The organism is Bifidobacterium subtile (genome assembly GCF_000741775.1).
GTDB classification, from domain to species: domain Bacteria; phylum Actinomycetota; class Actinomycetes; order Actinomycetales; family Bifidobacteriaceae; genus Bifidobacterium; species Bifidobacterium subtile.
The window spans coordinates 420119-445248 of the sequence record NZ_JGZR01000006.1 but is presented as its reverse complement, the minus strand read 5'-3'; the positions used below and the strand labels follow the sequence as shown (position 1 = coordinate 445248).

21 protein-coding genes, 1 tRNA gene and 1 pseudogene are annotated in these 25130 nt (G+C 60.2%); 8 read left to right on the top strand and 15 right to left on the bottom strand.

Annotation, left to right across the window (positions count from 1 at the left end; translation table 11 throughout):
• Positions 1–136: 136 nt before the first annotated feature.
• Positions 137–1138, bottom strand: a complete 1002-nt coding sequence (locus BISU_RS06275) for a hypothetical protein (RefSeq protein ID WP_024463174.1) — start codon at positions 1136–1138, stop codon at positions 137–139.
• A gap of 341 nt (positions 1139–1479) precedes the next feature.
• Positions 1480–2595: pseudogene (locus tag BISU_RS06270) on the bottom strand (hypothetical protein); the annotation flags it as partial.
• Positions 2596–2677: 82 nt separating this feature from the next.
• Here BISU_RS06270 and BISU_RS06265 point away from each other — a divergent pair.
• Positions 2678–3655 (top strand): FKBP-type peptidyl-prolyl cis-trans isomerase, encoded by a 978-nt coding sequence (locus BISU_RS06265; RefSeq protein ID WP_024463172.1) that lies wholly within the window; start codon positions 2678–2680, stop codon positions 3653–3655.
• 268 nt (positions 3656–3923) lie between these two features.
• On the opposite strand, the gene nucS is transcribed toward BISU_RS06265, so the two are convergent.
• Positions 3924–4628: an endonuclease NucS gene (nucS, locus tag BISU_RS06260; protein WP_024463171.1), complete on the bottom strand. Its 705-nt coding sequence runs from the start codon at positions 4626–4628 to the stop codon at positions 3924–3926.
• A 408-nt stretch (positions 4629–5036) separates the two neighbouring features.
• On the opposite strand from nucS, the gene BISU_RS06255 reads away from it, so the two are divergent.
• Both BISU_RS06255 and BISU_RS06250 read left to right on the top strand, forming a co-directional pair.
• Entirely contained in the window at positions 5037–5990 is a 954-nt protein-coding gene (locus tag BISU_RS06255; protein ID WP_226839191.1) for an ABC transporter ATP-binding protein, read from the top strand.
• Positions 5987–8797, top strand: a complete 2811-nt coding sequence (locus BISU_RS06250; RefSeq protein ID WP_024463169.1) for an ABC transporter permease — start codon at positions 5987–5989, stop codon at positions 8795–8797. Before BISU_RS06255 ends, BISU_RS06250 begins: the two co-directional genes overlap by 4 nt.
• Positions 8798–9044: 247 nt before the next feature.
• Here the strand turns inward: BISU_RS06250 and BISU_RS06245 are convergent, their stop codons facing one another.
• From BISU_RS06245 to BISU_RS06205, 9 genes are all read right to left on the bottom strand, one after another.
• Entirely contained in the window at positions 9045–9335 is a 291-nt protein-coding gene (locus BISU_RS06245; protein ID WP_033502617.1) for a F0F1 ATP synthase subunit epsilon, read from the bottom strand.
• Entirely contained in the window at positions 9335–10819 is a 1485-nt protein-coding gene (atpD, locus tag BISU_RS06240; protein WP_024463167.1) for a F0F1 ATP synthase subunit beta, read from the bottom strand. Before atpD ends, BISU_RS06245 begins: the two co-directional genes overlap by 1 nt.
• Positions 10820–10827: 8 nt before the next feature.
• The gene (locus BISU_RS06235) at positions 10828–11781 is read right to left on the bottom strand and encodes a F0F1 ATP synthase subunit gamma (protein WP_024463166.1); all 954 of its coding nucleotides are present in this window, start codon (positions 11779–11781) and stop codon (positions 10828–10830) included.
• 3 nt (positions 11782–11784) lie between these two features.
• A complete protein-coding gene (gene atpA, locus BISU_RS06230; RefSeq protein ID WP_024463165.1) occupies positions 11785–13416 on the bottom strand; it encodes a F0F1 ATP synthase subunit alpha in 1632 nt (543 codons plus the stop codon).
• Between the two features lie 44 nt (positions 13417–13460).
• The gene (locus BISU_RS06225; protein ID WP_024463164.1) at positions 13461–14288 is read right to left on the bottom strand and encodes a F0F1 ATP synthase subunit delta; all 828 of its coding nucleotides are present in this window, start codon (positions 14286–14288) and stop codon (positions 13461–13463) included.
• An 18-nt stretch (positions 14289–14306) separates the two neighbouring features.
• A complete protein-coding gene (locus tag BISU_RS06220; protein WP_024463163.1) occupies positions 14307–14831 on the bottom strand; it encodes a F0F1 ATP synthase subunit B in 525 nt (174 codons plus the stop codon).
• 62 nt (positions 14832–14893) lie between these two features.
• Complete coding sequence (atpE, locus tag BISU_RS06215; protein WP_024463162.1) at positions 14894–15124, bottom strand: ATP synthase F0 subunit C; 231 nt, start codon at positions 15122–15124, stop codon at positions 14894–14896.
• 79 nt (positions 15125–15203) lie between these two features.
• Positions 15204–16007 carry a F0F1 ATP synthase subunit A gene (gene atpB, locus BISU_RS06210; RefSeq protein ID WP_024463161.1) on the bottom strand — a complete coding sequence of 268 codons (804 nt, stop codon included), beginning with the start codon at positions 16005–16007 and terminating at the stop codon, positions 15204–15206.
• 697 nt (positions 16008–16704) lie between these two features.
• The gene (locus BISU_RS06205) at positions 16705–17754 is read right to left on the bottom strand and encodes a homoserine O-succinyltransferase (protein WP_024463160.1); all 1050 of its coding nucleotides are present in this window, start codon (positions 17752–17754) and stop codon (positions 16705–16707) included.
• Positions 17755–17981: 227 nt separating this feature from the next.
• Here BISU_RS06205 and BISU_RS06200 point away from each other — a divergent pair.
• Both BISU_RS06200 and BISU_RS06195 read left to right on the top strand, forming a co-directional pair.
• Positions 17982–18058, top strand: a tRNA-Met gene (locus BISU_RS06200).
• A 200-nt stretch (positions 18059–18258) separates the two neighbouring features.
• A complete protein-coding gene (locus BISU_RS06195) occupies positions 18259–18459 on the top strand; it encodes a hypothetical protein (RefSeq protein ID WP_024463159.1) in 201 nt (66 codons plus the stop codon).
• A 731-nt stretch (positions 18460–19190) separates the two neighbouring features.
• On the opposite strand, the gene BISU_RS06190 is transcribed toward BISU_RS06195, so the two are convergent.
• Entirely contained in the window at positions 19191–19502 is a 312-nt protein-coding gene (locus BISU_RS06190; protein ID WP_024463158.1) for a transcriptional regulator, read from the bottom strand.
• Positions 19503–19506: 4 nt separating this feature from the next.
• Entirely contained in the window at positions 19507–19983 is a 477-nt protein-coding gene (locus tag BISU_RS06185; RefSeq protein ID WP_024463157.1) for a hypothetical protein, read from the bottom strand.
• Between the two features lie 198 nt (positions 19984–20181).
• Here BISU_RS06185 and BISU_RS06180 point away from each other — a divergent pair, with 198 nt between their 5' ends.
• A complete protein-coding gene (locus BISU_RS06180; protein ID WP_024463156.1) occupies positions 20182–20814 on the top strand; it encodes a DNA alkylation repair protein in 633 nt (210 codons plus the stop codon).
• A gap of 946 nt (positions 20815–21760) precedes the next feature.
• Here BISU_RS06180 and BISU_RS06175 read toward each other — a convergent pair.
• Complete coding sequence (locus BISU_RS06175; RefSeq protein ID WP_024463155.1) at positions 21761–22783, bottom strand: zinc-binding alcohol dehydrogenase family protein; 1023 nt, start codon at positions 22781–22783, stop codon at positions 21761–21763.
• A 78-nt stretch (positions 22784–22861) separates the two neighbouring features.
• Here BISU_RS06175 and BISU_RS06170 point away from each other — a divergent pair, with 78 nt between their 5' ends.
• Both BISU_RS06170 and BISU_RS06165 read left to right on the top strand, forming a co-directional pair.
• The gene (locus tag BISU_RS06170; RefSeq protein ID WP_024463154.1) at positions 22862–23254 is read left to right on the top strand and encodes a winged helix-turn-helix transcriptional regulator; all 393 of its coding nucleotides are present in this window, start codon (positions 22862–22864) and stop codon (positions 23252–23254) included.
• A gap of 476 nt (positions 23255–23730) precedes the next feature.
• A complete protein-coding gene (locus BISU_RS06165) occupies positions 23731–25062 on the top strand; it encodes an MFS transporter (protein WP_081672641.1) in 1332 nt (443 codons plus the stop codon).
• Positions 25063–25130 lie beyond the last annotated feature (68 nt).

Sequence of the window (25130 nt, the reverse complement as noted above, 5' to 3'; positions counted from 1 at the left end):
TAGCGAATAGGAGCAAACTCAACTGCACACCAATCTAGCGTGCGCCTGCGCCAGACGCCTCCGCTTGCCTCTGACAGCGCAACCATGCGAGCCGGCGCAAACCAGCACGAGCGCGCATAATGCCTGCGAAAGGAGCCTACAGCGCCTCGACCTTGATCGGCTGACGTTCGGCGCCCACCGCGGTGATCTTCTGATGCGCCTTGGCCGGAGGAACATAAAGAGCAACGACATTCACATAGGTCACCTTGAGCGTGCTGGTGGCCTTGGCATCGCCGAACAACGCCTTTTCATCGTCATTCGCCGGCAGGGATTCGCGTCCCTGGCCGGTCTGACGGGTCCATTCGGAGTCGATGCGCGCGACCACGAGGTCGCCGCCGTCGCTGGAACGCATGACGCTGATCTGATCGGGAGTCGCGCTGAAGGTCTGCTGCTGCGTGCCGTTGTTGCGCTGCATGCCCTCTTGCACCGTCTGCGTCAGCTGGGTCAACGACTGCCGGAAGTAATCGTCGGCGAAGTCGCCGGCGTGGCTGCTTCCCGAACCGTTTTGCAGCAGGTCGGCATAGCGGCTGACCGCATCCTGCGGAGTCGCAAGAAGGCCCTTGTCATCGCTCTTGCCGACCTGGGCGCCGATGTCGGGCACCGCGAACTTCGGCAGCTTGGCCCCTTGGAACAGCCTGGCCACGCCCCACAGCCGGTAGTTGCTTCTGGCGCTGTCCTGCTTGAGCACCAGCAGCCGCTTGGATTGCTGATCCTCCGTCGTGGTCGTGATCGTATAAACCAGACGCGGCCAACCGGAATCGGTCGGAATGACCGTCTGCGTCATGTCTTTGGGGATCGTGGCGAACTTATCGAGCCCGCCGGTGGCCTTGGCGACCGTGATCTGGCTGGCGCGCACGTCGAGCTCAGGACCAGAAAGACGCTGATCCAGCCCGTCGGTGCTCTTCGCCGCATCCGCATCGTCAATCGCCTGGAGAATCGCGAGACGTATCTTCTTCTCCTGCGCCGTGCTCATATCCGGCGTTGCGCTCGAGCTTGCAGACGCCTGCACGATTGGCACTTGGCCCTCGCATCCGGCGAGGCCCACGAACATCGCGAAGGAAAGCGCCACGGCCATCAGTTTCATGGAACGCGCCTTCATGACCGCTCTCCTTTCTCGTCGGTTTCCTCGTTGTCCTCGTCTGATTCGTCGTCCTCGCCCGGTTCATGCGATTCATTGGCGCTGCCGCTGCCGGCTTCTTCAGTGCCTTCGGCGCCATCAGCGGACGGCTCTTCCGAGTCGTCGCCTTCCTGCGCAAAGTCGCCGGCATCCCCATCGTCAGCGTTGGCAATGCCGCCGTTGTCGTCAGTGCCGCCGTTCTGCGCATTGGCGATATCGACAGCCGACCGATCGTCATGCTCGCCGCGCTCATGCGCCGAAGCAGCCTCTTCGACAGCATCCAGATCGATAGCCGTGGCATCATCTGCACCGGCGATGCCTTGAGACTGATCAGGCAAGGAGATCTCCTGCGAAAGCCGCGCGAAATACGCCTGCAGCTCGTCGGGGGTGATAACCGAGGTCTCTTCGCCGGAATCCGCGAACGCCTCGCCGCCGACCGCGACCGACGCCGAAGAGGCGGACGAAGCGGAACCCTGCTCGTCGGCGACCATGTTGCGCGACGTGGGGTCGATAATCGTGGGTCCTTGCGCATCAGTCCGGGTCGTTGCCTGAGTGTTTTGAGCCGGCTTGCTGCCCGCTTCCTGCGTTCCGGCTCCAGCCCGGTGGGCTGCGTGCCTGCGCCGTTTCCCGCCGCTGGGCTTGATGCGCACTGCGGTCGTCAGGCCGCGCAGGCTGCCGGTCAGCGCCTCGCTGATGGCTACTTCCTCATGAGCGCGAATCGGCTCGCTGACGACCATGCGCTTGCGCCGTTTGCGCGGCGGCATCGCGAAGATCGAAGCCGTCAGCACCATCATCACCAGCAGCAGACCGCCCACAAAGTACAACGGCATCGCAAAATCGGGAAGCGTATGCCTGATCCAATGCAGCGAAAGCGTGGCTTCCGGGGAGCTCTCGCCCAAGTCGATCAGCGCAATCGAATTGGCGTCCTTCTTGCCGATGTCCAGCGTGACGTTCGAGTTGCCGCATCGCGCGGCGCTCCACATGTCGGAATCCTGGAAGGCGACCTCATCGCCATTGCCGCCAGCGCTCTGCGTGCCTTGCACTTTGGCCTGCTGCGTGGCCAGCGTCGTCCAATTATCCAATCCGCTGACCCGGGTATAGGCGTTGCCGGCGACCCATCCAGCCACGTCCTTGGCGCTGCCGAGCGCCACGCATACGGTCGTGTTCGGCCCCTTGGCATCGACTTTGAGATGCGACTGCGTGTCGATCAGCTGCAGCACGCCGGGATCGGTCACAAGGTATCGCGCATGGGAAATCGTCGTCTTGGCCGTAATTTCGGAGCTGGGCTTCCAGACCGTCGCGTTCATATACCCCAGCACGATGCTCGCAATGGCAAGCAGACCGAGGATGGGCGCGACGACTCCGCGCATGATTATGGCGTGTTTGGAGGGCCGCTTCACGCTTGACGGCTCTTCGCGCTTTTTCTGTGCAGATGTCATAACAAGGCCATTCTACAGGCTCCCACCATAATATTGCGTGAGAGCGGGAATAAATCAAGGTTGAACGGTAGTGTGGTGTGCCATGCGTACTACTTTCAATCGCTCCCTCGTCTCCCGGGCCGCTGTGGCCATGTGCTCGCTGGGGCTGTGCATTTCGCTCGCCGCATGCGGCGGGTCCAGCGCCTCGCAGCAGTCCTCGTCCAGCGCCGCATCCTCGTCGGCGTCTGCTTCGTCTTCGGCGCTGGCCGGCATGAATCAGCTTGCCGGCGTCACCGCGAGCGGCGAGCCCGGCAAGGAGCCCAAGGTCTCCTTCCACACCCCGATGACCGTGGAGAACAAGGCCTACGCCGTACTGCAGAAAGGCAATGGAGCCACCATCGAAGAGGGCGATCACGTCTGCGCACAGGGCATCGCGCTCAGCGCCAAGGACGGCTCGCAGATGGCGAACTCCTGGACCAAGAACACCCCTGACTGCTCGATGAATGTGACCAAAAGCGGCATGGATCCCGCGTATTACCAGCTCATCAAAGGTCAGAAGATCAACGCCACCATCGCCTTCGGCGTCAATGACCAAGGCAGTTCGTACATCATGGCGCTGACGTTCATTTCCAAGTCGAAGGCCCTGACGCGCGCAGAGGGATCCAAAGTCACGGACATTCCCGCCGGACTGCCGAAGGTCACCTTGGATGCCAAAGGCAAGCCTTCGCTGGATCTGGGAGGCTATAAGCCGGGCGACACGCTGGTCACGCAGCCGCTCATCGTGGGCAAGGGCCGCACCGTCACGGAGAATGACACCGTCACCGCGAACTACACCGGCTGGACGCTGGATTCCTCCGGCAAGCTTATCCAGTTCGATTCCTCGTGGGACCGCGGCGCACCCTCCGACTTCTCGCTGAGCCAAGTCGTCTCCGGTTGGAAGAAGGGGCTGACCGGGCAGAAGGTCGGCTCGCAGGTGCTGCTGGTCGTGCCGCCGAGCGAAGGCTATGGCGACAAGGCCACCGGCAAGATCCCGGCGAATGCGACGCTGTACTTCGTCGTCGACATCCTCTACGCCGGCTGATCGAGGCTGACGGGTGAAAACGAGTTGGGCCTGATCATTATGATCAGGCCCAACTCGTTTTCACGCGTTCCATACCCACTACATGCCGCCTCTGCGACCCAGATTTGTCATGTATGTCAGCATTTTTTTCGTCAATTAGGCACTTCGCAAAGTATCCGCCAAAACCATCGTGTGGCGTTTTGGCGGAATTCCGCCATTTCTGTGAATCACTGCTTAGGACACGAAGAGCTTGAATCGGCGCTCCGACTCCAAATGTGCCTAATACAATTCAGAACAGGCGCAGGCTGCCGTCCTCCGAGCCTTTCATCTCGTCATAATCCAGGATCATGCAGGCGAATCCGCGGTCCTCGGCCAGCGTCCGCGCCTGCGGGGTTATAGTCTGCGCGGCGAAGATGCCGTGCACCGGAGTCAGCAGCGGGTCGCGGTTGAGCAGCTTGCAGTAGCGCGTCAGCTGCTCGACGCCGTCGATGCCGCCATGCCGCTTGATCTCGATGGCGACATGCTCTCCGTTCGCGTCCACCGCCATGATGTCCACCGGGCCGATCGCCGTCGGGTATTCGCGCCGGACCAGCTTCGCGCCTTCGCCGATGCGCTCGATCTGCTCGGCCAGGTAGCGCTGCAGGTGATCCTCGACGCCGTCCTTGACCAGCCCCGGATCCGCGCCCAGCTCATAGGCCTCGTCGGAGTAGATATGCTGCAGATTGATTTCCAGGATATCGCTTGACTTGTCGGCGCACACCCGCAGAATCTTCTCCGGAATGTCAGTGTCCACATCGTCGTCGGCGTCAGTAGGCTCGATCTCCTTGATGCTGCACGGGGCCGCCATCCAGTTGAGCGGCTTGTAGGAGCCGATCTCCGAGAATATCAGCACGCTGTTGTCCGCCTTGATGAGCAGGACTCGCCTGGCCAGCGGCAGCGAGGCGTTCAAACGGCCGGAGTATTTGGCCTGGCAGTCAGCAACTATGATTCGCACGACATCCCACTCTAGCAAGCCGGCTGGGCGTCGACGCGCAATCGGCCTCGCATGCAGGCGCGCCGGTTTCGGCTATTCGCGAGCGCGGATATGTCCTCAGACACCGCGTTTCATGACCGCCGTATTTCACAGACACTTTGCAGCACCCCTCCGCTAGACTGGGACCTGAGTCATCACGACCCAATGCCGTCAACACGGCATCAGCACAAAATATCGCGCGATAATGGCATTTAATGTAAGGCAATACAGCATTCCAACAACACAGCACGGTATTCCACGGTTAACGCGGCAACCAGCACAGTCACACGGCACTTCTCACGAATGGACATCATGGCACGGCACTCGGCGAAAATATCAACCAGCACGAATACGTCACCCGCTACGGGCACTGCACGCGATGCAAGCAGCATCGCTACGACCGATGCGCACACCGATGACGGCGTTGTGGCCTACGCCGCCGATCTGAGCAAAACCTACGGGACCAAGGATGCCATCGTCACCGCGCTCGACCATGTGAATGTGGAATTCGGACGCGGCCAGATGACTGCGATCATGGGCCCTTCGGGATCGGGCAAGTCGACGCTGATGCATTGCATGGCAGGCTTGGACACGCCCACATCCGGGCAGGTCTTCGTGGAGGGACTGGAAGTCTCGGCCATGAATCAGCGCCAGCTCACCGATCTGCGCCGCAAGGAGATCGGCTTCATCTTTCAGTCGTTCAATCTGGTGCCGACCCTGACCGCGGAGGAGAATATCCTGCTCCCGCTGCAGATTTCGCGCAAGCCGATCGACCGCGCATGGTTCGACCAGATCGTCAAGGTCGTCGGATTGGAGCAGCGCCTGGGGCACCGGCCCAGCCAGCTCTCCGGCGGGCAGCAGCAGCGCGTGGCCTGCGCCCGCGCCATGATGGCCCGGCCCTCCGTCATCTTCGCCGACGAGCCCACCGGCAACCTCGATTCGCGCTCGAGCCGCGAAGTGCTGAGCTTTCTGCGCGATTCCGTGCGCGACTACGGCCAGAGCATCGTGATGGTGACCCATGATCCACGTGCCGCCTCCTACGCGAACCGCGTGCTCGTGCTCGCCGACGGCCAGATCACCCAGGATATGCACGAGCCCACCTACGAGCAGATTCTTCAGGTGTTCGCCGCCGAGGGCGGCGACGAACAGCACAGGGCCGCCGAGGGCGGAGACAATCAACGCAGCGCTGCCGAAGGAAACGACGAACAACACGGTGCCGCCGAAGGAAACGACAATAATCAGCCAGACGCAGTCAAGCAGGCTGGACAAGACGCCACTGAACAAACGGAAACCGCGACCACCCCATCCACCCAGCCCACCGACTCCAGCGAGGCCTCCCTATGATTCGAATCGGACTGCGCGACGCCAGGAGCCATTTCGGCCGCTTCATCATGTCGATCATCGCCATCGCCCTCGGCGTGGCCTTCGTAGTCGGCTCATTCTGCTTCCGCGAGATGCTCAACACCCAGGTCTCCACCATGATGGCGACCAACTCCGACCATGACGTGTATGTGCGTGGCATCGACAAGGCCAAAAGCGACAGCCCCATGTCGATGGACGGCTCGTCCTCCGGCGAAAACTACAACCAGATCGACAACAGCCTGACCAACACCATCGCAAAGGTCTCCGGCGTCTCCTCTGCGAGCGCCACCGCCACGATTTCGGGCACTGTGCTGGTGGATCACGCCGGCAACGCCGTCTCGACCATGGGAGCGCCCACGATCGCCATCGGCATGAGCAGCAGCGAGCCTTGGCGTTCGGCGCATTTCACTTCCGGCGGCTACCCGAAAGGCGAGGACGAAATCGCGCTGCATCAGTTCGCCGCCGACAAGGCGAAGCTGAAGGTGGGAGACTCCACCACCATCGTGTATGAAGACGGTCCGAGGAAAGTCACGATCTCCGGCATCTTCGCCACGCAGACGAGCCAGGCGGGCGCGATCATCATCGGGGTCGACCCGTCAGTGGCCAGTCACTATTACGCCGCGACAGCGCCCGATCCCAATACGTCGGCGCTTATCGGCGTGTACGGCGACGCCTCAAATCCGCTGAGCCATCAGGACCAGCAGCAACTGGCCGACCGCATCAACAAGGCGCTTCCCGTTAGCTCGCGTGCGCACGCCGTCACCGGCGACGAGGTGCGTGAGGATGCGACGAAATCCATTCAGGACGCCATGGGCTTCATCCAGCCGCTTATCCTGATCTTCGCCATCATCGCGCTGTTCGTGGGCTCCTTCATCATCGCGAACACCTTCGCCATGATCGTGCGCGAATCGATGCGCGGCTATGCCTTGCTGCGCTCTGTCGGAGCATCGCCACGGCAAGTGTTCTCCACCGTGATCATTCAGGCGGTGATCTTGGGAATCGTGGGCTCCGGCATCGGCATCGGCTTGGGCTGGGGCATCATCAAGCTCATCGTCGTCGGACTTGAGCAGATCGGCACGCCGCTGAGCGGGCAGAGCAACCCCACTGCGACCGCCATCGCGGTAGGCATCGCGGTCGGGCTGATCGTCTCGCTGCTCGGCGCGGCCATCCCGGCACGCGACGCGGCCCTCGCGCCGCCCATTCAGGCGATGAACGAAACGGTCAATCCTGAAAAGTCAGTGACGCCGCGCGGCATTATCGGCACCGTGATGTGCGCGCTCGGCATCGCCTGCTGGGCATTCACGCAGGCGCTCGCCATGGCGGACGGCAACGGCCCTACGCCATGGAAGACGGTCAACGATATCAATACGGGATATCCGTTGGGAGCCGGCGCGGCGCTGCTGATCATCGGCGCCATCGTGCTGGGCCCCGCGCTGGTCAGCCCGGCCGGCTTGGCGCTGGGATGGCTGCCTTCGCGCATCTTCCCCGTGACCGGCAAACTCGCCACGCGCAATCTTTCGCGTTCCAGGCGCCGCACCGCCAACACGGCCGCCGCGCTGTTCGTCGGCGTCGCGATCGTCAGCTGTCTCGGCGTCGTGGCGGCCTCCGCCAAAGCTTCCGTAGCCGACATCATCGACACGGGGCTGAAGGCGGATTATGCCGTCAGCTCGGCCTCATACGGCAGGCTGCCGCAAGGTGCCATCGACGCGATCGACGCAACCAGCGGCGTGAAGTCGACTATCGCGACGCGCTTGGTGATGGGAGTCAAATACAACGGCAAATCCATCGACTCGGCCATGAGCACCGCCTCACCCGCCTCGATGTTCTCCGAAGTGTTCGCCGCCACCACAACGGGCGGCAACGCCGAGCAGGCGATCGCCTCGGGCAAGCTCGTCGTGGCCAAGAACATCGCCAACGACAATAACTGGAAGGTCGGCGACACCATAACCGTCTCGGCCACCAGCACGGTCATCGACGAGGAGGCCACCAAGCAGGCTCAGGCCGATTACCAGGCTCAGACGCAGGCACAGGTCCAGCAGCGCATGGCGGCCGGGGACGCGGCGGGCGCACAGCAGATCATGGATGATGCGAAGAACGTCGACCCGACTACACTGGTGAAAACCAAAAGCGTCACCAAGGAGCAGCGGGTCAAGGTCGGTGCCCTCGTCACCAACTCGGCCTATGCCGGAGGCATCTACATGAGCGACAAGCTTGCGGACGAGCTCTCCGACAGCCAGATGCAGATCGTGCGCCAGCTCTTTGTGATCGCCAAACCCGGCCAAGATCTTGCCGCGCTTCACGAGCGCCTGCTCAAGGCCGTCAAGCCCTATTACGTGGTCACCGTCATGGACCATGACGAATACAAATCCTCGACGAGCTCGATGGTCGACCAGATTCTGGTGATTCTCTACGCGCTGCTCGCGCTGTCGATTATCATCGCGATCTTCGGCATTGTGAACACGTTGGCCCTCAGCGTCTCCGAACGGACCAAGGAGATCGGGCTGCTGCGTGCGATCGGCACTTCGCGCGGGCAGGTCCGCGGCATGCTGGCCATCGAAGCCGTGATCATCTCCGTGTTCGGCACGCTGCTGGGACTGGTGATTGGCGTAGGCGCCGGAGCCATGATTCGCTCCGTCTATGCGAGCAGCGGCTTGGAGAAACTGAGCATACCGTGGAGCCAGCTCGTCATCTTCCTCGTGCTCGCCGTGGTGGTCGGCCTCATCGCCAGCGTCTCGCCCGCGAGCCGTGCGTTGAAGAAGCCCGTGCTCGACGCTGTGTCTAGCGAATAAGCACAGTCGAGCGAATAGGGCGCGAAACCCGCCATCCCTCATACACAAGTCGCGGGTTAGCGTTTTCGAGCGTTGCAATTCCGCCATGCAAAACGGCAAATACCCGACTTGTGTATGAGACCTCGGGTGTGTCGCACGTGTGGCAGTCGGCCGACCGGCCAGACTACCCCGGTACAACCAGAATGTGGCCCGCGGCACGAATTCACGTGCTGCGGGCCACATTCTATGGGACGAAACGAAATAGCGCTCAGTCGACTCCGGAGGTTCTGACTACGTCCCGGCCGCGTTCGACCGCAATCGTCAGCTTGTTCGAGTCGAAGGAGATGAATCCGTCGGCGACCACAAACGAGTGCCGTTCGCCGCTGGGGTCCACGACGCTCACGGTGCCGCCCTTGATGATCGAGAGCAGCGGCTCATGATCGGGCAGGATGCCCATCTGGCCTTCGGAGCCAGGGATGGTCACCGAGGTCGCCGTGCCCGACCACACGGGGTGGTCGGCCGCAACCATATTGACCTGCAGGAGTTTCTTATCGGCCATCACGCACCGAATTCCTGCTTCATGTCGTGCCACTTCTTCTCAAGGTCATCGATGCCGCCGATGCCGGAGAACGCCTGCTCGGAGACGTCGTCGTACACGCCGTCGCAGATGCGGGTGAAGGCTTCGATGGTCTCGTCGGCCGGCACGTAGGAGCCCTCGCGGCCGGTGAACTTCTCGGCCACGTAGAAGTTCTGGCCAAGGAACTGCTCGATCTTGCGCGCGCGGTTCACAATGGTCTTGTCTTCCTCGCCCAGCTCGTCGATGCCGATCAGGGCGATGATGTCCTGCAGCTCCTTGTTGCGCTGCAGAATCGCCTTGACGCGGTTCGCGCAGTCGTAGTGCGCCTGGCCCACGTAGCGCGGATCGAGAATGCGCGAGGTGGAGCCCAGCGGGTCGACGGCCGGGTAGATGCCCTTCGAGGCGATGTCGCGAGACAGCTCGGTGGTGGCGTCCAAGTGGGCGAAGGTCGTAGCCGGGGCCGGGTCGGTGTAATCGTCGGCGGGCACGTAGATGGCCTGCAGCGAGGTGATCGAGTGGCCACGGGTCGAGGTGATGCGCTCCTGCAGGGAGCCCATCTCGTCGGCCAGGTTCGGCTGGTAGCCCACGGCGGAAGGCATACGGCCCAGCAGCGTGGAGACCTCGGAGCCGGCCTGCGTGAAGCGGAAGATGTTGTCGATGAAGAGCAGCACATCCTGATTCTGCACGTCGCGGAAGTACTCGGCCATCGTCAACGCGGTCAGCGGCACGCGCAGACGCGTTCCCGGCGGCTCGTCCATCTGGCCGAAGACCAGCGCGGTCTTCTCCAGGACGCCGGCCTCCTGCATTTCGCCGATCAGATCGTTGCCCTCACGGGTACGCTCGCCGACGCCGGCGAACACGGAGACGCCGCCGTGGTTCTGCGCCACGCGCTGGATCATCTCCTGGATGAGCACGGTCTTGCCCACGCCAGCACCGCCGAACAGGCCGATCTTGCCGCCCTGCACGTACGGGGTGAGCAGGTCAATGACCTTGATGCCCGTCTCGAACATCTGGGTGCGCGATTCGAGCTGATCAAAGGCCGGCGGATTGCGGTGGATAGGCCAGCGTTCCGTGATCTCGGCGACTTCGTCATCCTTCTTGTTCAGGATGTTGCCCGAGACATCGAACACGTGGCCCTTGGTCACGTCGCCGACCGGCACCTTGATGGGGCCGCCGGTGTCGATGACCTTCGAGCCGCGCACCAAGCCGTCAGTAGGCTTGAGCGCCACCGTGCGGACTGTCGAGTCGCCGATTTGTTGCTCCACCTCCAACGTGATGTGCGTGGCGGTGTTGCCCTCGGTGTGGCCGACACCGCTGATCTCGGCCTTCAGGGCATTGTAGATATCGGGCAGGTGGCCGACCGGGAACTCGACGTCGATGACCGAACCCGTGACGCGCGTGATGCGCCCCGCGCTCGGCTCTTGCGCCGTCTCCTCGGGAGCCGCTGTGGTCTGGTTATCAGCCATATGCGTTCCTACTCTTCCTCTTTGTTCAGCGCGTCGGCGCTGCCGATGATTTCGGTAAGTTCTTGGGTGATGGCCGCTTGGCGGGAAGCGTTGAGCTCGCGGGTCAGGCTGTCGATCAGATTGTTGGCGTTATCCGTGGCCGTATGCATGGCGTTCTGCCGGCTTGCGGTTTCGGAGGCCGCCGCGGTGAGCAGGCATTCATGGATGCGCGACTGGATGTACTTGGGCAGAATCGCGTCCAGCACCTCGTCGACGCTCGGCTCGAAGGAGTAGAGCGGGGAGACCGCGCCCTCCGAATCGTCCACATCGTCGGATTCGGACAAGTCGGACATCGTGATGCCGTCGGAAGCGTCCACCGCCGGGCGTACCAGCTCCACGGGAAGCATGCGCAGCACGCGAACCCGTTGGACCACCATGTTGATGAACTCCGTGAAGACGATGTAGAGTTCACTCACTCCGTTCTCGCCTTCGGGCTTCATATAGGCATCCAGCAGAGCCTTCGAAATCGACTCGGCCACTTCCACGCCCGGGTGATCGCTGTCGCCTTCCCAAGTGCCGGCCACATCGCGGTTGCGGTACTTGTAGTAGGAGACGCCGCGCCGTCCGTAGACGTAGAGCTGCGGTTCCTTGCCGTCCTGGTCAAGACGCGCGAGCAGTCCTTCGGTCTCGCGAATGATCGAAGAGGTGTAAGCGCCGGCCATGCCACGATCGGCGGTCAATGCGAGGACGGCGACGCGAGCATTGCCGCCCTCATGCGTTGTCATGATCGGATGGTCGATATGGGTATGCGCAGCCAGCGCCTGCACCGCATCGAAAATCGCGTCCGTGTACGGCTTGGCATTCAGGGCCACATTGCGCGCCTTCGCGATATGCGAGGACGCGATCATCTCCTGGGCGTTGAAGATCTTGCCAAGCGACGTGGTGGAGTTGATTCTTGATTTCAATGCAAGTTGGGAGGCCATTGCTTACTTCTTCTCCCCCGCGACGAACCGCTCCTGCTCCACCTCGGTCGGCTTGACGACGTCAGGCTTCTTCTCGACGAGCGGCTTGCCGGCCTTCGTCACGTAGGTCGTGCGGAATTCGTCGATGGCCTTGTCCAGCGCCTTCTCCGTATCAGCGGTGAAGTCCTCGGTCTCGCGGATGACCTTCAGGATATCCGTGTTGTGATCGAGATAGTCGAGCAAAGCCTTCTCGAAGGGCAGCACGTCTTCGATGTCGAGATCGTCGAGCTTGCCGTGCGTGCCGGTCCAGACCGAGACGACCTCGCGCTCCATGGAGAAGGGCGAGAACTGCGGCTGCTTGAGCAGCTCGGTCAGGCGTGCGCCACGGGTCAGCTGAGCCTTCGAAGCCGCGTCCAGATCGGAGGCGAACATGGCGAAGGACTCGAGCGAGCGGTACTGCGCCAGCGAGATCTTAAGTGTGCCGGAAACCTTCTTCAAGGCCTTGGTCTGCGCGGCGCCGCCGACTCGGGACACCGAGATGCCCACGTCGACAGCCGGGCGCTGGTTGGCGTTGAACAGATCGGACTGCAGGAAGATCTGGCCGTCGGTGATCGAGATCACGTTGGTCGGAATGTAGGCGGACACGTCGTTCGCCTTCGTCTCGATGATCGGCAGGCCGGTCATCGAACCCCCGCCCAGATCGTCGGAAAGCTTGGCGCAGCGTTCGAGCAGACGGGAATGCAGGTAGAACACGTCGCCGGGATAGGCCTCGCGCCCCGGCGGGCGACGCAGCAGCAGCGAGATCGAGCGATACGCTTCCGCCTCTTTGGACAAGTCGTCGAAGACGATGAGCACATGCTTGCCGTGGTACATCCAGTGCTGGCCGATGGCCGAGCCGGTGTATGGGGCGATGTACTTGAAGCCTGCGGAATCGGAAGCCGGGCTGGCCACGATCGTCGTGTACTCCATCGCGCCGGATTCTTCGAGGCTCTGACGCACCGAGGCGATGGTCGAGCCCTTCTGACCGATGGCGACGTAGATGCAGCGCACCTGCTTCTTGGGGTCGCCGGTCTTCCAGTTGTCCTTCTGGTTGATGATCGTATCGATCGCGATGGCCGTCTTGCCGGTCTGGCGATCGCCGATGATGAGCTGGCGCTGTCCGCGGCCGACCGGGGTCATGGCGTCGATGGCCTTCAGGCCCGTCGACAGCGGCTCCTCGACCGGATGGCGGTGCATCACATCCGGGGCCTGCGCCTCGAGGATGCGTCGCCCTTCGCTTTTGATTTCGCCCAGGCCGTCGATGGGGTTGCCCAGCGGGTCGACCGTGCGGCCCAGGTAGCCGTCGCCGACCGGCACGGAAAGCACTTCGCCGGTGCGGCGCACTTCCTGGCCTTCTTCGATGCCTGCGAAGTCGCCGAGAATCACCACGCCGATTTCCCTGGCGTCGAGGTTCATCGCCAGACCGAGCGTGCCGTCCTCGAAGGTCAGCAGCTCGTTCGCCATGCAACCAGGCAGTCCTGCCACGTGCGCAATGCCGTCGCCAGCCGTGGCCACATAGCCCACCTCTTGGGTAGGTGTGTCCGACGGCGTGTACGACTCGACGAAATCGTCGAGCGCCTTGCGTACCGCGGCGGGATCGATGGTAAGTTCTGCCATGATCACTCCTTATTGATGTTGTGTTGACTGGTAAGTCTCATTTGTCAGACCCCGACTTTCACAGTGTCCTGCAGGTGCCGCAACTGGGCGATCACCGTATTGTCGGTGACTTCCTCGCCCACCTGAATGCGCATGCCGCCGATCACGGAGGCATCGACCACGGCGTTGACATGCACCGGGCGCCCCAGCTTGGCCGAATAGACATCGACCAGCTTCGCGATCTGCTCGTCGCTCAAATGCGTCGCCGTCGTGACCGTGATCAGCGATTGCCCCATATGCCGGGAGAATTTGCCGATCAGCCATTGGATGGTAGACAGATAACGACGTTTGCGCAGGTTGCAGGCCGCATGCTCCGCGAGGCGCAGCGTGACCTTGTTGAAGCCGCTGCCGTCCAGGATGTCGTGCAGCAGCTTGACTCGGGCGTCGGAATTCGCACGCGTGTCCTGCAGGCGCGCACGCACCACCGGCAGGTCGATCAGGGCCGAGTGCAGCTCGGCGAGTTCGATCGAAACCTGCGCGGTGCTGTTGGTGTGATCCGCGTAGTACATCATGCCGTCCACGCCGAAATCCTCGACCGCATCCGCGATGTCCGCCGACCGGCTCCATGGCCGCTTGACAAGATCCTCGAGGATCGTCATCGTGAACGGATGGACCCGCTCGCCCAGAATCCCGCTCAGCAGCGCCATCTTGTCTTCGGTGGAACGCGAAGGTTCGGTGAGCGCGTGCTCGAGCGCCGCGTTGCCATCGAGCAAAGCGGTGATCGTAAACAGCTCATTGCCGATGCGCCAAGTATCCTCGCCGACTTTGCTCAGCTGCAGCGCAAACGAGTCGCGAGACTCGCGATCGGCCAGGCGTGAAGCTTCACCACGCATGACTCACCTCACTTCCGCTCACCGATCGTCACCCGACAAATCGTCGATCATCTGGTCAAGCATGGTCGATTGCACTGAATTATCGGCGAGCTTAGAGCCGAGGATCTTGCCCGCAAGCGCGGTCGCCAATGTGCCGACCTCGCCCCTGAGCTTGACCATCGCCTGCTGCTGCTGCGTCTGCAGTGAGCGCTGGGCGTTGGCCGTGATCTGCGCAGCCTCGCCTTCAGCCTTCGTGCGGGCGTCGTCGATGATGTGCGAAGCCTCGGCCCGGGCGTCGTCGCGGATTTTCGCCGCTTCGACGCGTGCGGTGTTCAGCTGGGCCTCATACTTGTCCTTGGCCTCGTCGGCCTCTTTTTGGGCTTTTTCGGCATTGGCGATGCCGCCTTCGATTTTCTTGGCGCGTTCGTCAAAGACCGATTGGAATTTCGGCAGGAAGAACTTGTAAAAGAACACCGCGATGATGACCAGCACGATAGCCGACCACACCAGATCATATGTCTCAGGCAGAAAAAGCCCAATGCCTCCGGCAGCTTCAGTACGCATACCTGCCTCCTTTCGTGTCACTCATGTCGGCACACAGCCGATCCATTACCGATCAGCTGCGATTACTTCATGATGAAGAAGGAGATGAAGCCCAGGAGCGCAAGAATCTCGATAAGACCGAAGCCGATGAACATCAGGGTCTGGATACGACCGCCGAGCTCAGGCTGGCGAGCTGTGGACTCGATGGCCTTGCCGAAGACGATGCCAATGCCGATGCCGGGGCCGATGGCCGCGAGGCCGTAGCCGATGGTGCTGAGATTGCCGGAAACCTCGGCGAGTGTGATGAGATCCATGGTTGTGTTTCCTTTCTTATGGTCCTCGACTAAGTCACATTGTGGAAAATCGATACAGCTGGTTATTGCCGGACGAAACTCATTCCGGATAGCTCATGTTGATGTACACCGCGCTCAGCGTGGCGAAGATGAACGCCTGGATGGCGGCCACGAAGGCCTCGAACAGCGTCATGATGAAGCCGCCGACGAAGGTGACCGCACCAAGCCCGATGAACGCCTTGTTCGCGGCGTCGATGAGGAAGAACTGCGTGGCGGCGAAGCACAGCGCCACGAGGATATGCCCGGAGATCATGTTTGCGAAAAGTCGGATGGTGAGCGAGAAGGGCCTGATCAGCACGAGGTCGAGCAGCTGCATCGGCACCAGGATGATGTAGATGGGCCACGGGACGCCGGACGGGAGCAGCTCGTCCTTGAGGAACTTGCCCAAGCCTTTGCCTTTCGCCGCCGCGATCCAATATTGGGCGAACGCCCATATCGCGAACAGCAGCGGCATGGTGATGCTCGCCGTCGCCGCGATGTTCAGACCGGGAATGATGCCACACAGATTGAACACGAAGATGGTCATGAACAGCGTCGTAATCATCGGCACATACTGCCTGCCGCGCAGCTCGCCCATGATCTGGTAGACGATATTGTCACGCACGAACTCGATCAGCCATTCGACGGCGCCTTGCCAGCGCCCCGGAATGAGCTTGGCCCGTGACGCCGTGATGCCCAGCACCAGCAGCAGCACGGCCGTCGCGATGAGACGGACGATGATAATGCGGTTCAATGCGAAAGGAGTCCCCTGAAACAGGATTTCGGGGGGCATGAACTCGTCGACGCTCGGCACCTGGAAGGAGCCGGCCGCGAGTGATATCCCCACCCCGCTCACACCAATCATCCATTCCTCCTAACCTGCTGCTTGCAACAGCTTTCAGTCTAAACCCGGCAGCCGAAACGATGTAACGTCCCGGTTACCTGCATCATGGTCACATCCTAGCCGCGACGCAAGCCGCAGTCGGCGGAAAATCCGCATATGTGACCATGGTGTGGTCGATAACAGGCAATCATACGACGCGAATGCGTAAATTGCTCGCAACCCTTGCAAGGCAAGTGGCGCACGGCGTTTCTGCATGGGTGGCTCGTGGATGTCGTTCGAGGCTCGCAGGCTGCAGGATTGCGGGACGGGATTGCAGAATGTTAGCGCCCACAGAAATTCGCAAAGCCATGCTCGCATCGGCTATGTCGCTCATATTCCACACTTCCTACTCGCCCTTACTGTCGTTACATTTCCTGTTATTCCATTTCCTATCACTGCATTTCAGAGTGGGGAGATGTGCGCATACACGACTCCTGCAACCCTGCAGAAGTCGTCAGCGCTTATGTAGTTACGAACACGGCGCGATTCAGGCATAACACCTAGGGTAACTTCATACCCTCACAACAGCTGCCACAGTACACGTATGCCATGGCCGGCGCAAGTCGGTGAAATGACGTGCGATCAAGCGGATCCGCAACGATATCCGAGCTGTTTTCGAATGGCGTTCACTATGTGGTCATACCATGCGATATGAGGTTCACATAGTGGTCAATAGTGGTCATGCCAGCCCGGGAGCCACGCCGCCCATGCCATATCGCCGACCCTCGAACGGTGCGAAGCCGTCCGCGCGCGGACTGCCCGGGGCATGGCGAATCGAGCGCTCGGTGCCCAATCGCTTCTCCGCCCGCAGCTGCGGGACCTCGCGCAGATCGTACGGCGTGGTCTGGTAGACCCAGTTGAGCCAGTTGCGCCACAGCAGATTCGCGTGCGCGCGCCACGAGAACAGCGGCTCCACGTTCGGGTTGTCGTCGGGGAAGTAGTTGCGCGGGAAGGGCACATTTGTCATGCCCTTGTCCATATCGCGCTTGTATTCCTCGGCAAGGGTGTACTTGCCATACTCCCAGTGACCCAGCGCGAAAACCTCGGAGAAGTCGCGCGTCGCGATCAGCCCCGGCCCGGATTGCGGCCCCCATGTCAAAACCTGCAGGTCGGGATTGGCCGCCACGTCGGCCTCGTTGACCCCGGCGAGACGCGAATGCGGCTGCAAAGCGATCTCGTCGAAGCCGTTGGTCAGGAAGCAGTACTCGTCCTGCAGGTACTGCGGGAAGACGCCGAAGATCTTCTCGTCCAACAGCTGCTTGCGCACCCCGTAGCGGTAGTTGAGTGCGCCCATCGCGCCCCAGCACAGATACATCGTCGAGAACACATGGCGCGAGGCCCAGTCGACGATCTCCTTGAACTCCTGCCAGTAGTCGACCTGCTCGAAGTCGAGATGCTCGACCGGCGCACCGGTGATGACCAGACCGTCATAATAGTTGTCGGCGAACTCGTCCGGGTTCTCGTAGAACTTCACCAGGTGGTCAGAGCTGACATGCGTGCCTTCATGCGTCGAGGTCTTCATGAAATCGATTTCCACCTGCAGCGGGGATTTGGAGATCAGCCGTAGCAGCTGGGTTTCCGTCTCGATCTTCTTGGGCATGAGGTTGAGGATCACAAGCCGCAGCGGACGCACGCGTTGTTGTTCGGCCTCGGGCTTCTCGAGCGCGAAGATGCGCTCGGAGTCGAGGATGTCACGAGCGGGCAGGCCGCTTGGGATCTTGATAGGCATATCCCTATTATCGCGGGACCACGGATAAGCAGCAGTCGATGTGCTGAATACTGTTCGTGTCGCCGCGTCGATTCGGCGTTTGCAGTGTCCGCAACCCTTGTGCGCAAAGGGATTTGGACGCTTACCGGGTGCTCTTGCCCGTCGTTCGCTGGGCGCTGAAACTCGCCGACGGTTTGACTTTTAGGATTCCGCACCTATTGTATATAGAGCTGCTTGAAAGCAGCCGACGCGGGATGGAGCAGCTCGGTAGCTCGCTGGGCTCATAACCCAGAGGTCTCAGGTTCAAATCCTGATCCCGCTACCATCAGAGGCTAGGAGCCACAAGGCTCCTAGCCTTTTTGCGTTTTCGACCGACGCGGCGCAGGCATCGAATCAGGACAAAATCAGGACAAACCCGCTGTCTTTCTCAGCAACCAGCCCTTCTCATGAAAAGTTCAGCGGTTTCCCATTGCTTTTTGTCACGCATGGAAACTTTCATTCGTTGTTGAGACGGATAACGGAATCGTGGCAAGAAACGATGCCGCGAGGGCTAGTGCCGGTGCGGAAGCCAAAACCGGGGTAAGCGATCAGATTGCGACGAAAAAACACAATTGGCTCAATATCATTCTTATCGCCGTGATCGCTGTGCCGGTCACGATGGCTTCGAAGGGCAAGATCAGCGACCTCAAGTCCGGGCGACACCGTAACCGCCATCGGGCAGAATGACAACGGCATCATCAGCTCACCCCAGTCCATCATGGAAGGTCAGACCGGTCTCGGCGGCATGCGCGGCGGCTTCGGCGGCGGCAGCGGTACCGGCAACGGCAGCAGCTCGAACTCCGGTTCCAGCAACTGACACAGGCGAACAGACATGAATGAGAGGCGCGTGGAAATCTATTAAGCAGATTTCCATGCGCAAGTGCCCGAACAAGGCTTCATGGAGCTTCGACGCACAGTTCGGATTGGCGGAATTCCAATGATTGCATGATTACGCACACGTCGCATACTTTACGTATGTGCTTAATAGACGAAAAAAGTGCTTAATAAGCGTCTAAACGCGGCTTGCCCGATCTGTCCACGCGGGCAAGCGTCCACATAAGACACCGGCAAACCAACGTCATCGGTTACCCGTTAATTAAGCACTTTTTTCGTCTATTAAGCACTTTGCAAAGTAGCCTCCAAATTTGGCCGCTGCATTTTGGCGGAATTTCAACGTTTCTGAGAACTAACATATGAGCGTTTTCTCGTGCCAAACCATCTCGTTCACCCAAATCTGCTTAATAGATGTTCAAGCAGCAGCCAAACGCGACCCGGGCGAACAGTCGGACGAAATGCACCATGAACCACACTTGTCAGAACACAATAAGGTACATAAAGCTAGAACACCTGCGGCGATTCAGCGCCGAGTCGCCGCACGCGAACGAGATACGCTCCCGCAAATGCCCCTTTCCCCGTAATCACTTGCCCTCGGCTATGTTGCGGAGCATGTTCATGTGCCCATCGAAAGCTCGGCGGCCTTGCTCGGTGAGTGATATCCATGAAACCTGATGGTTGCTGTTCTCGCTTTTGACTTTGCTTGCGCTGACGTACTGCCGCTCGGCGAGCGCCTTGACGTGTTTGGAGCAGACGGCATCGCTGACGCCGAGCGTGTCCCTGAGCGTGCTGAATTTCAGCGCAGTTGTCTGTGCCAGCAGACCGCAGATGCGCATTCTGGTGGGTTCATGGATGAGTTCGTCGAATTGGGCTGGAACTTTCGTCGCATCGGTCATCGGCTCACTCGCCTGCTTCGATGGCACGGCGCTGCTCGCGGCCATACAGCACAAGCAACGCCGCAGCTAGCATTTCGAACAGCAGAGCGATGCCGCAGAAGACCGCCCAATGCAGCGACGTGAGCAGCGCGACAGCTACGCCTCCCAAGAGTCCCACAAGTAAACTTACGCTGTTGAGCACGTAGAGGATGCCGGCCTTCCTGGTTCTGGGATGGACGATGCCTACGCCCGAACGAAGCGAATACCAGACGGATATACCGATAAAAATGATGCTTACCGTCATAATCGGTATAAGCAAGGCAAGATTGTTCTCTCGAATCATGAAACTCGACATCACTGCGAAGATAAACATCACGAACCCGCTCAGCAGGGCGTACCAAGTAGACACGGTTGCTTTGCCGCTGAGGGCACGCCGGTCGGCAGCGAGAGAGTCGAGGAGCTCTTTGGCCTGCGTTGCAGACGGCTCTTTACCGTTATCCATGATGGATTCCTTTACTGCCGTGCCTCGCAGGGGAGTTCGAGGCTTTTACTTTCCGATAAGGAAAGCATAATACTTTCCGTTGGGGAAAGTCAAGTAGGAACGATCACATTGCCCTGCGGCACATCTACAATGAAGACAGTAAGCGGTTCGAGATCCATCAATAAGGCATAGCGCACAGTCGGACTCGGAGACACCACAATGAACGATTACACGGATTTCCCCGCTCTCCTCGAAGAGCGATATTCCGAAAAAATAAGCTTCACACTGATACGGGACGATGCCGAGGAGTTTTCCCGGTCTCATTCGTTGGAAGAATGCTGTGACATGGGATTGGCGCTGTACGAATCCGGCAATTATCAGGTCCAAGAGGCGGGCGTGTTTATGCTGGGAGATTGCGCAGCCGAGAATGACGATGCGCTGCTCTTCCTCAGAGATACAGTGAGCCGGCACGATAATTGGCGAATCCAAGAGGTGCTGGCGAAGGCGTTTGACAGCTATTGCCGGCTGACCGGCTACGAACATGCGCTGCCAGTCATTGAAAACTGGCTCGAGAGCGATTGCCCGAACACGCGCAGGGCCGTTTCGGAAGGGTTGAGAATATGGACAAGCCGCCCGTATTTCAAGGAAAATCCGCAAGCAGCCATACAACTGCTGTCTGCCCACAAGGAAGACGACAGTTCATACATGCGCAAATCCGTCGGGAACGCGCTACGGGACATCAGCAAAAAGCATCCAGAGCTCATCGCAGAGGAACTCAGGCAATGGGATATATCCTCAAGCGAGATCAGGCAGGTATACGCATTGGCTGGCAAATTCATCAACAAACGATAACGCGCTTCAGGCAGTCGTTGCGAACATTCTCGGGTGATGCAGGCGCGGTGGCAATCAGCAGAACCCACACATCCCCAGCATCACGAATTCCTAGCTTTCGACGGAATTAGCAAGGTCAACGGAGCCAATACTGGTGCGCATGGCGGCAAGCATGAGGCCAATGGCGATGCATAGCACGGAGACGATGACTGCAAACGTCACGAAGGCGGCTGCACTGACAGCGGCAGCGGCAGTAGTTCGAACAATGGCAGCAGCTCGAATTCCAGCTTTAGCAACAACTGACACGGGCGAACAAGCATGCGCTAGGAACGCGCAGAGAATTCATTAGGCAGATTTCCATGCACAGCTGTCTGAGTGGGCGGCCACGAAGATTCACCGTATATTTAGAATCGGTGAAATACCAACGATTACGAGACAGCATGCACGTCACACATACGTCGCATACTTTCGCATCTGCCTAATGAACGAAAAAAGCACCTAATGAATGGCTGTAATGCTACGGTCGGATGGCAAAAGCTCCATACGCTCCCCGGCACATCAGCATCGCCGTTTACTCATTCATTAGGTGCTTTTTTCGTTCATTAGGCACTTCGTCAAGTAGCCGATGAATTCAGCACACGGCATCTTGGCGGAATTCCAACGCCTCTGCAAGCTACCATGTGAGTGTTTTCTCGCATAGGACCGTCCCATTCACTCAAATCAACCTAATGAATTTCAAGCAGCAGCCAAGAGCGACCCGGGCGAACAGTCAGATAGACTGCACCATGAACCACACACGCCAGAGCATAATAAGGTATACATAACCAAAACGCCTACGCTTACTGGCGTTCGATGCCAAACCGCCGCACATCAGCAAGATGCACCCCTGCAGGCACAGTGCGCTGCACATGACATTGCCTGTAACCCGAGCCGCAACCCGAAGTCCGGCACCCAGCCGCACGCAGTCCTACTGTTCCCAGTCCGCCACCACGACCTTGCCGACAGTGCGCTCGGACTCCACCAATTCGTGAGCCTGCCGCAGCGTGGCCGCGTTAATCGGCGTGAGCGTGCGCGTGACGGTCGTGTGCAATCGACCCTCGTCGACCAAATCGGCGACACGGTCGAGCAGATCGTGTTGAGCGATCATATCCGGCGTCTGCTGAACCGGCCGCGTGAACATAAGTTCCCAATGCCACGTAATGCTCTTGGCCTTCAGCGGCTCGACATTGCGCGGGCCGTCATCAATGGCGGTAATCTGGCCGAATGGGCGGACAATCTTCGCATACAGCGGCAGCTGATGCTCGGAATGCGCAGTAAACAGCCAGTCCACTCCTTGCGGGGCGATATCCAAAACCTGTGCGGCAAGGTTACCGCGATGGTTCACTGTGTATTCCGCTCCCAAGCCTCGGATGTATTCGGCGCGTTCGGGCGTGGACGCGGTGGCAATCACCGATACTTTCGGCAGCAAGGCCTCGGCCAGTTGCACCATCACTGACCCCACGCCACCCGTAGCCCCAACCACGAGTAAGGTGCCGCTGCTGGCAGACGTAAGCCCGAACCGATCGAACAGCACCTCCCACGCGGTGATCGAAGTCAGCGGAAGTGCTGCGGCGTATGCGAACGAGAGAGTAGCCGGCTTGCGGCCGACGATGCGCTCGTCAACCAAGTGAAGCCGCTGATTCGTGCCCGGCCGGTCAATCGTTCCCGCATAGAAGACTTCGTCGCCCGGCTCGAACAGGGTGACCGCGCTCCCGACCGACTTCACGACGCCCGCCGCGTCGAAGCCGAGCACGCGGAATCCTTCGGGAAAGTTTTTCGCAGACGCCTGCGCACGCAGTTTCACGTCCGCCGGGTTCACGGAAACCGCCTTGACTTCGACCAGCAGGTCATGTGCGCGAGGGGAAGGTACTGCGATCTCGCGCTCGACGAGACTCGACGGATCGGTGATGGGCAGGTTTGCTTCATAGCCTATGGCTGTTGTTGTATTCATGCGAGCACCGTATCAAACAGCAGCCAGTTACCGTCAAGGGCATATAGTTTCTTTAAGAAACTTGATATACTTTGGGTTATGTCTCAACGTTCTGTAGTTGCTGCCGCTTCTTCTGCTGTTTCTGCTGCCGCACCAGCCGATGCGTGCGCCCGCAACGACGTCTACGCCGCGATGTGCCCGTGCCGCGACATGCTCGATCTTCTCGCCAACAAATGGAGTGCGCTGGCCATCGGCGCACTTGAAGATGGCCCGTTGCGATTCGGCCAGCTCCGTCGGCTTCTCGAGGGCATCAGCCCGAAAGTGCTTTCTCATACCCTCAAACGCTTGGAAGCCGAAGACCTTATCACGCGCACCGTGTACGCCGAAGTGCCAACGCGAGTCGAATACGCGCTCACCGATTTCGGCAGAAGCGCCTCGGTACCGCTCAAGCAACTGCGCGACTGGGTCGAAGCCAGCGTTGGCGTGGCGTGACGTATGCTTTGACGCCCGGCATATCTAAACTTGGTCGTATTCGTGATTTCTTTGCTATGCCGGTCAAGACACTTTGCGGCCTCGGCGCCCAACGGTTCTGCCTCCTTGGACTTGCGGCAACCGTATTTCACACCTGTTTCATGTATCGCATCAGATCATCGCATGACATATAGGTACGGGCTATACTGCTAGGGTCGGTGAGGATTTTGCGCAGGCAGTCAATGTATTGCGGCCAATGAGTTACGGCCTTGGGCAATTGGACGCGACTACGGGAGCTGCGGCTCGGATTCCTTGTGTGGTCTTTCCCGCATGAGAAAAAGCTCCTGCGGGAAAGACCACACAAAGCAGTCCACAGGAAGGCTTACCCACCGGGGCGGTTCGCAACGGAACAGTCGGCCGAACGGTTTTCTCTGAACGGCCGCGCAACAAGACGGCTCACGCAAGTGATATAGAGCAAAGAGGAGGCACGGCCCGGAATGGCGCACGGTATGGAGCAGAACGCGAAGGCCGATCAGACGGATTTTCTGCGGCACTTGTTCGTGCCGGTATATATGCCTGCGATTCTCTTCGCGACCGGCGAGGGCGCGCTGATTCCGGTGGTGCCCCTTACCGCTACGGCGCTGGAGGCGAACGTCGCTACGTCGGGCATCATATCGGGCTTGCTCATGATCGGCGTGGTGATCGGCGACATTCCGGCTGGCGTCATCGTCGCACGTTGGGGCGAGACCTTCGCCATGCGCGTGGCGGCTATCGCGGCGATTGTTTCAGCGGTCATCTGCCGGAAGGCCCCGAATCTTGCCGTGTTGGCCGCTGGGGTCTTGATGATCGGCATCGCTTCAGCCGCCTTCAATCTCGCTCGGCACACCTTTCTCACCGTATGGACTCCCCTGTGGTACCGTGCCCGCGCACTGTCGCTGCTTGGCGGCACAACCAGGGTCGGATATTTCGTTGGGCCATTTCTCGCCTCTCCCGTCATCGCGCTCGCCGGGTCGCGCAGCGTGTACTGGCTGCATGTGGTCGCCTGTTTGACGGTGCTGATCGTGTTGTGGGCGATACCCGATCCTGAGCAAATACTGTCCAAGAACAAGGCCTTGGCGGAAGCCCATAACAAAGGCGGCCTCCCCTCGGCAAGCAACAAACCTGTGCCGCAGACGCAGCAGGCTGCTGTTGCCAACGCCGACTCCGGCAACGGCGCAAATAGCGCAGCCCGCAAACCAACCCGCCATCGCCTGCCGATTGTCACCTATTTCTCGGTGCTGATTCGCATGGGCACCGCAGCCGGAATACTGCAGGCCATGCGTGCCTCCCGCCAGGTCATACTGCCGCTGTGGGGCGTGCAGCTCAACGTCTCGGAGTCGCATATCGCGCTGATCATGGGCATCGCCGGAGCCGTCGATCTTTCGCTCTTCTATACTTCGGGGCAGGTCATGGACCGCTTCGGCCGCCGTTGGGCCGCCGTGCCAGTACTGATCGGCCTGAGCATAAGCCATCTGTTGATTCCCTTCGCCACAGTCGAATGGGGGTACATTGCCGTTGCGATACTCTGCTCGATAGCCAATGGCTTGGGCAGCGGCATCGTCATGACACTGGGCTCCGATCTCGCAACCCGATACGCGCCTGACGATATGCCCGGTTTCCTAAGCGGCTGGCGCGTGTTCACAGACTCCGGTTCGGCATTCGGCCCGCTTGCCATCTCGGCGATGACGGCAGCATCAAGCCTGGCTGGCGCCGCTGTGCTGATGGGATGCTGCGGACTGGTCGGCGCGTTCATGATGCAACGCTATATTCCACGCCTAGTCGGCAAGTAGGCTGCTGTCCAGATCAGATCGGCGCGGCAACGAGCATTGCGACCATCACCACGCCAGCCTGATCAGCT